A 7,078-nucleotide genomic window follows, 5' to 3' on the forward strand; every position below is an offset into this window, starting at 1 on the left:
AAGAGTTACATTAATATCTTCTATTCTAGGAATAGTTATCTTTCTTTTTCTAGCCATGAAAAGCCTTGTGAGATTTGAGAATGTTTTCTAATTGCTCATCTTTAGCATAAAGAAATTTTTCTTCTAAGGAGCAATCAAAGTTTAAAGGAAAAGGTTTTAAGGTATTTTTACTTAAAAATTTTTCCCAAAGCATAGAATTTTCCTCTGAAGACAAATTCCAAAAATCATCTTTATTGTTATAAACATAATCTTGATAATCTATAAAATTTACAAAATTAATATTTGTATCTTTTTGTTTAGAGAGTAAACCTTGTATATTTTCTTCTTCGACTTTTTTTGGGATTTTGTTGTAATTGATAAGATAATGATTAAGTCTATCTTCATTTAACTCTTGATTATCAAGTTCTTTTAAAAACTCTTTAGAATAATAATTTAAAAAGTAAGTATTTGCGTATTCTTCTATATATTCTTTAAAACTTCTTTTATGAATTAATTTATCTTGATTAATGGGATAAGATTTAAAAGCATTATCTTTAGAATTTAATATATAGTTATAACCCGAAAAAAAATAAGAAAAATCCATAAAAGCATAATCAGCGCTGATGCCTTTACAAAGATCTAAAAACATATTTTGAAGTTCTAAAATAATTTTTTCATTTTTGCTTAAATTTAATTCTTTTTCTAGTTGCTCTTGATTTTTTGGGATAAAAGTATGACTGATTCTATGATTATAATTATCAACTAGATATTTTAAGCTTTCATCACTGAAATTAAAAGTTAAATTAAGCGAAGAGTTAAAATAAACATCATATTTATTGAAATAGGGTGCTAAGTTGTCTTTATCTATAAAAGCATTGATTTGATTTTGAGAAAAATTTTCACCACTTTCATTCCAAAAAGGAAAATTAGGAGAAAGATTTTTAAGTGCTCCTATTTCGCTTAAATCATTTTCTTGATAATATCTATGTAAAATATATTTGCTTTTATCTAAACATAGCCTATCGTAAATTTGGAGATAATTTGAAGGTAGAAAATCGCACCATTCATCATTTCCATGTAAATTTATGCCTTCAAATTTATCGATACTAAAATAAGCTTTAAGTTTCTGCATGGCTTTTAAAGTATCATTTAAATGTTTGTTATAAAAACTACCTTTATTAGCTTGTTTAAATTCAAACCAATCTTGAGAATTTAAACGATTCCCTTTTAAACTCCAAGCATCAAGATATTTTTCATCGCTAAAGGTTTTTGTAGAAAAAAGGTAAAAACTTACTTGATTAGCGCTTATATTTTGTTTCATTTTAATTCCTGAAGGTGTTTGAGGTGTTTTTATTGCTATTTTTAAAAACCTTTTTCAAATTCTTGTGAAATAAATTTTTATTTTTCACTATTTTCCTTTTTGTTGCCTAAACTATGAATTTTTTCACACCATTTATTAAAATGTCGGCATTTTAATCTTATATTATCTATGCCTATTTCTTTAGCGATTCTTCCACCGTGCAAGATTTTATTATAGCTTGGAAAAGATAAAATCTTTTTTAATCTATTTGAAGGACTTGTTTCTTTACTATTATTAATAAATTCTGGATTATCGAATTCTTTGACAATGTCTTCTAGTTTATAAATAAGTTTTTTATTCCATTCAGCATCTGCTTTAATTATTTTTGTAATATCACTAAAAAGCAAACTTTCAAATTCATGTGGCTGTATATAGCTAAAAAAATTATTTGTATCGCATTGTTGTTTAATGATTTTATCAAATTCTTCTTGTATTTTTTCAACGTGTTCATATATATTTTTATTACATTGTTTTTCTTTTAAAAATCTATTATCCAATCCATAGTAATCAAACATTGTTGTCATAAAAGCTTGTGAATCTTGTTTTAATTTTTTAACAATAAAATCAACCACTCTATCATACGCAAGTCCTCCACCTTTATGTCCTTTAGATGTAGGTATTATAAGTGGAGTAAGATAAACATTAGAGTTATAAAAATACGATCCTAAAATTTCATTTATAAATTTTTCCTCACTTTGTCCTTCGCAAATCACATAACATCTTGTAATCATTATTTTGGTCTCCCGCCTATAAGATTACTTGCCCAAATTTCTCCAAGTGTATAGTCTTCAAGCCAAGCTTCTAATTTTTCATTATCCATTCTTGTAAAAGTAGATTCATCGTTTTCTTTATCTACTACTATAATATCTTGCGCTTCAAAATGGTTTATCAGTTCTACAGATTGTGAAGAAATAATGAGTTGCTTTTCTTTAGCCACTCTCTTAATAATTTCACTTAAAACCTTTAATGCATAAGGATGTAGTCCCAATTCCGGTTCATCAATAATAATCGTTCCCGACATCAACTCAAAAGGCTGAAGTAATAAAGTAGCTAAACATATAAATCTTAAAGTCCCATCAGAAAGCATATGGGATTTAAAAGGAGTATCAGGATTATTTTTATGATACCATTCTAATTGTATATTTTCATTAGTTCTAAAAATAAATCCTCCAAAGAAAGGGGCGATATCTTGTATAGTCGTTAAAATTTGTTCATAGTGATTATTGTGATTATCATGAAGCATTTTAAGATAAGCTGCTATATTTTGTGCGTCTTCTTTAAATATAAGATTGTCATTTGCATCACACATTCCCTTCATCTTGGCTGTATCGCTTGTATCATGAAAATGATAAAGTTTCCATTTTTTGATTTCATTTAGAACATGTTGTGCTACTTTTTTAGAATAACTTCGTTCTATTATATCTGAAAGATTACTTTCTAGTTGATTACTTCCTATAGGTTCTTTATAGTCTTTATAGTCTCCATCAAAGAAAATATATTCATTTAATATCATAAGCTTATTTTCACTCGTTGGAACAAAGGTAGCATAATAACCATTTTTGCCAAAAGCAAATTCAAGATATATATTTTCAGTCTTTTTTCTGCCAAAATGTAAAAAATTATCAGGTCCTTTATCTTGTGTAAAAAATTGCAAATTTTTATTAAATAAAGCATTAAGCATTTTAAATACTGAAATAAAATTACTTTTACCTGCACCATTTGCACCGATTAAGATATTTAAATTTTTAAGCTCAAATTTGGATAAATCTTTTATGGATTTATATCCTTTGATTGTTATTTTATTTAGCATTTATAATCCTTTTGCATTCTCACAAACCTTCCTTTAACTTTTCTGAAGATTCTGATTTTCGTTAAAAACTTCTTCTAAATCTTCTGCATTATTTAAATTTAATCTTTTTATCACTATTTTATTAGGTGCTACTCCTTTTATATGGTGCAGATATATTTCTTTAAAAACTGTTTTTATACTTCTATGTAAATGCCTATGGTAAATAAAGCCACTTCTTGCATCACAATCCCCACCTTTTTCTGAAAAAATTCTCAAACGAGAAGTTTGAACATTTGATACTTCAGACCAATTTTGCTTGTTTTTATCCTTTTCATTTAAGATTTCTGCCACCTTTACTTTTTTCAATCTTTTTGTTTCTTTATTAAACTCACTCACTTTTTTTCCATCGAGTGCTAGTTTTTCATGTTCTTCACGCGTCAATGCACTTCCTGCTACATTTTCTGTTAAATGTGTATAATGATTGCACACAAAGATGTAATCAAGTTCATATTCTCTAGCCAGTTTTAGCTCAAAGCTTATTTGTTCTGTTAGGCTTTGAACTTGAACATTTTTAACTTCGACTAAACTAGGAATACCATTAATACTTACTAAAAAATCAGGTATGGTATGATTAAAGCTATGGGTATTAAAATTAGCATCCAGTTTTCTTTGATTGCTTAAATAGCGTGTGGATCTTTTCCCAAAAAGTAAAGAAGTGACATATTCTCCTGCATCTCCTATGAGTTTGGGTGAAATTTTTTTCTTGCTATTTTTTAATGCTTCGCATTTTTCAACTTCTTCTTTTTGTTTTTTCTGCAAATCTTCCTTAGTTTTTTTAGAAATTCCATCTGCTTTTTTAATGGTTTCAAGCTTATGTTGTGCGGTTTTTAAAAGCTCTTCTATTTGTTTTTCTTTACCACCATAAGAAGCAAAGCTTTGCTCATTTTCAAGCATACTTTTAAATTCCTTAGGGCTTTGTAAAGCAAAATGACTTGGATGTTCTACATTGGCTATTTTTCTTTGAAAAGTAAGGGTTTTTTGTTTGATATTGCTTAATTCTGAAATGACAAAGCTACTATTTAAAGTAGGCACAGGATCAAAACTAGATTCTCCTTCATTGCGGATTAGTCTGGGTATAAGACACCATTTATAATTATACTGACCCTTAACAGAATTTTCATAAAATTCCTCTAAAAAATCTTTTGTTACTGTTGCCACACCATTTTCTATCGGGATTTTTTTTATGCACTTGTTTATATTATCCTTACTTGTATAAACATCATAAAATACATCGTATTCATAATCTTTTCTTTTATATTCTTTAGTAGGTAAAGCATCATCTTTTAATTTATCGAATTCTTCATTGATTTTTTCATTGCTTTGAAGTTTAAGTTTTTCAATTTCTTTTTCTTTTTCTTCATTGATTTTTTGTATATATTCTAAAGAATTACTTTTATTGATGCGATATTCATCTTTTTTTGTTTTTTGGTTTTCATTCCTGTTTTTTTCTCCTATCATATGCTCTTCTTTAGGCAAATAAAAGGCAAGAGAATAACCACTGATGATATCTACACTTTCAAATTCTTTGATTTTAAATTTCACATCATTAAATTTCAATGAAAAATCCTTTTTTGTTCTTTACCTTAAATAATCTTATTTTTTATCTTTTCTTCTTTCTTCATACATTTTAATTTGTTCTGGTTCTTCCAAGCTTGTATCGATATTGTATTCTTTAACCAATTCTTCCCAAGTCTTAGCTCCTGCTTTTTTTAAGATTTTTATGTTTTTATTTATATCGCGAGTATTAGCTCTATCCAATGGAGTAGCAGGATCGTAATATTCAATTTTCCCATCTTCAATATCACTTATACAACAATTAGCAGCATTGACATCAGCTCCATATTGGATTAGCACTTCCACACAAGCTCCTATAGGCTTTTCTTTACTTCCTGCAGCTCTATGTAAAAGGGTTTCTCCTGCATCGCTAAAACTAAATTCATTTTCTGTTTTAATACTTCTCATATTAGGATTTGCTCCTAATTTTAAAGCTTCTTCTAAATAATTTGGCTGATTAAGCAATATCCAAACATGTAAAGGAGTGCTACCATGTTTTTCATTATAAGTTTCAAATGTGCATCCTTTTTTAAAAAAATACTCTATCACTTCTTTATTTTTTCCATCTCTATCAATATACCTACTGAGTGCATTGTATCCAAAGCACACTTCATCAGCTTTAAGTCCTAAACTCTCAAAATACTCCATCATTTCAAAACTTTGACTCTTATCATAAGCAATTCCTGCACAAGCTAAAGCGATAACAGGATCGATAATAGCTCTTTTGTTTTCTCTATCCCAATAAGGTGTATAGCATTTTTCAAAAAATATTTCAGGTACAGGATAATCTTTTAAAAATTCTTTAACTTCTTCAAGTTTGTTAGCCTCTACAAGATCATAAAATTCTAAACATAATTCTTCTAGATATTTTTCTTCTAAAGCTATTAATTCTTCTAATGTTTTCATTGTTTTTCCTTTCTTTGTAAATTTAGTTTTTAATCTTTAACAAGTGATTTTAGTATTTTATAAATCTCACTTAAATCATCATGACAAAGCACATTTTTAATAAACCAATCCTCAAATTCATCCTCATCTGCTTCATCATAAGATATACCAGTATCTTCTTCAAAAGCAACTTCATAGTTTTCTGGATCTAAATTATCATACGCACCTTCCATAAAATCATCTAAATGGTTTTTTACTGCCTTTAAAAGTTCTTTGCTAGGTTTTGTATCTAAAAATGCTTTGAAATTATCTAAGCTTTCTAAAATATCGGTATTAAAATCCATAATTTTTCCTTGTGATTTTGATTTTTAATTCTTTTATTTTTTTCATTATTTTTGAAATTTAGTTTTAATTTTAAGAAAATTGCTTTTAATCCGCTCTTAAATCACCTCCTTTTACCCTTAAACCTTTGCTATCTATAATCACTTGTGTTGTTCCTACTTGGAGTATAATTTTATCTTTTGTTTGTGTAATAGTTGTATTTCCTACCCTAGAAACGATTTGTTTTTGTGCTGTTAAAACACTTTCTTGATTTGCCATAGTATTTACATTATCAGCTGTAAAAGAGCAATTTTTCTTGGCTTTAAAACTAATAGAATCATCAGCTTCAGCTTTGAAATACTCATTTGTTTCTATGCTTAGATCTTGTTTGGAATAAAATTTTATACTTTGATTGGTTTGAAGCACATAAGAACCTTTTATGGTTTCATTTTTGTTATGTCCTATTCTTTGGATAAAATCATTTTTGATATCTTGCTCTAGATTGTTATTGATTATTACTCTTTTGTCGTTTCCTATCTTTTCTTCGTGGTTTTGTCCGATATTGACTTCATTGCTGATTCCTACATTTAAAGTATTACTTAAGCCCACATTAGTATCTTTAGAGAGTAAGGTATTTTCTAAATATTCAGCCCCTACATTGACATTTTTAAATCCTGCGATATTTTGCATATGACCTAAAGTGATAAATTCAGTATATAAGGCTCCTACTTCTGAAGTTTTATTATTTTTTATGGTTTGCTCATAATTATTACCTATTTCTTCTTTATAATCTTTTTGTGCTAGGATATAAATTTCTTCTTTGTCTTTGTCGTTTTTTAGGGTAATTTCATTCCTTGCTCTTGCATCGGTGTTATCCACTCCTATTGTAGAATTTGCTAAAGTAAGATAATGATTGTTTATAGAGCTTAATTCATAATCTGTATTTTCTTGAAGTTTTAAGGTATCTAAGCCTTGATTGATCATAATAGGAACTTCGCTTAAATAACTTAAAGTGCTAGTGGCAATCTCTCTTTGATATCTTGGATAATTATATTGAGGCATAGTTGTAGTCCCATTATACAAACTTCCACTTACATAAGGTTTATCTATATCATCATCTAAAAAAGAAA

7 protein-coding genes are annotated in these 7,078 nt (G+C 27.7%); all 7 read right to left on the bottom strand.

The genetic code is table 11. The features are described from left to right. Positions 1 to 49 precede the first annotated feature (49 nt). Positions 50 to 1,300 (bottom strand): hypothetical protein, encoded by a 1,251-nt coding sequence (locus tag AJN70_RS04075; protein ID WP_070295509.1) that lies wholly within the window; start codon positions 1,298 to 1,300, stop codon positions 50 to 52. Between the two features lie 77 nt (positions 1,301 to 1,377). Next, on the bottom strand, positions 1,378 to 2,070 hold the full coding sequence (locus AJN70_RS04080) for a DUF4276 family protein (protein WP_070295510.1): 693 nt from the start codon (positions 2,068 to 2,070) through the stop codon (positions 1,378 to 1,380). Continuing rightward, positions 2,070 to 3,149: an AAA family ATPase gene (locus AJN70_RS04085; protein ID WP_070295511.1), complete on the bottom strand. Its 1,080-nt coding sequence runs from the start codon at positions 3,147 to 3,149 to the stop codon at positions 2,070 to 2,072. Before AJN70_RS04085 ends, AJN70_RS04080 begins: the two co-directional genes overlap by 1 nt. Before the next feature lie 33 nt (positions 3,150 to 3,182). Further along, the gene (locus tag AJN70_RS04090; protein WP_070295514.1) at positions 3,183 to 4,745 is read right to left on the bottom strand and encodes a putative toxin; all 1,563 of its coding nucleotides are present in this window, start codon (positions 4,743 to 4,745) and stop codon (positions 3,183 to 3,185) included. Positions 4,746 to 4,781: 36 nt separating this feature from the next. Continuing rightward, the gene (locus tag AJN70_RS04095; RefSeq protein ID WP_070295515.1) at positions 4,782 to 5,648 is read right to left on the bottom strand and encodes an ankyrin repeat domain-containing protein; all 867 of its coding nucleotides are present in this window, start codon (positions 5,646 to 5,648) and stop codon (positions 4,782 to 4,784) included. Positions 5,649 to 5,677: 29 nt separating this feature from the next. Further along, positions 5,678 to 5,971 carry a hypothetical protein gene (locus AJN70_RS04100; protein ID WP_070280487.1) on the bottom strand — a complete coding sequence of 98 codons (294 nt, stop codon included), beginning with the start codon at positions 5,969 to 5,971 and terminating at the stop codon, positions 5,678 to 5,680. 85 nt (positions 5,972 to 6,056) lie between these two features. Beyond that, a partial coding sequence (locus AJN70_RS04105) for a bacteriophage T4 gp5 trimerisation domain-containing protein (RefSeq protein ID WP_186821010.1) occupies positions 6,057 to 7,078 on the bottom strand: 1,022 nt, incomplete at its 5' end.

This window comes from Campylobacter sp. BCW_4341 (assembly GCF_001764255.1).
Classification (GTDB): domain Bacteria; phylum Campylobacterota; class Campylobacteria; order Campylobacterales; family Campylobacteraceae; genus Campylobacter_D; species Campylobacter_D jejuni.

What these genes read in the sequence shown, in the direction of transcription:
- AJN70_RS04095 (WP_070295515.1), bottom strand. Translation starts at nt 5,648, where the DNA reads ATGAAAACATTAGAAGAATTAATAGCTTTAGAAGAAAAATATCTAGAA.
- AJN70_RS04080 (WP_070295510.1), bottom strand. Translation starts at nt 2,070, where the DNA reads ATGATTACAAGATGTTATGTGATTTGCGAAGGACAAAGTGAGGAAAAA.
- AJN70_RS04075 (WP_070295509.1), bottom strand. Translation starts at nt 1,300, where the DNA reads ATGAAACAAAATATAAGCGCTAATCAAGTAAGTTTTTACCTTTTTTCT.
- AJN70_RS04100 (WP_070280487.1), bottom strand. Translation starts at nt 5,971, where the DNA reads ATGGATTTTAATACCGATATTTTAGAAAGCTTAGATAATTTCAAAGCA.
- AJN70_RS04085 (WP_070295511.1), bottom strand. Translation starts at nt 3,149, where the DNA reads ATGCTAAATAAAATAACAATCAAAGGATATAAATCCATAAAAGATTTA.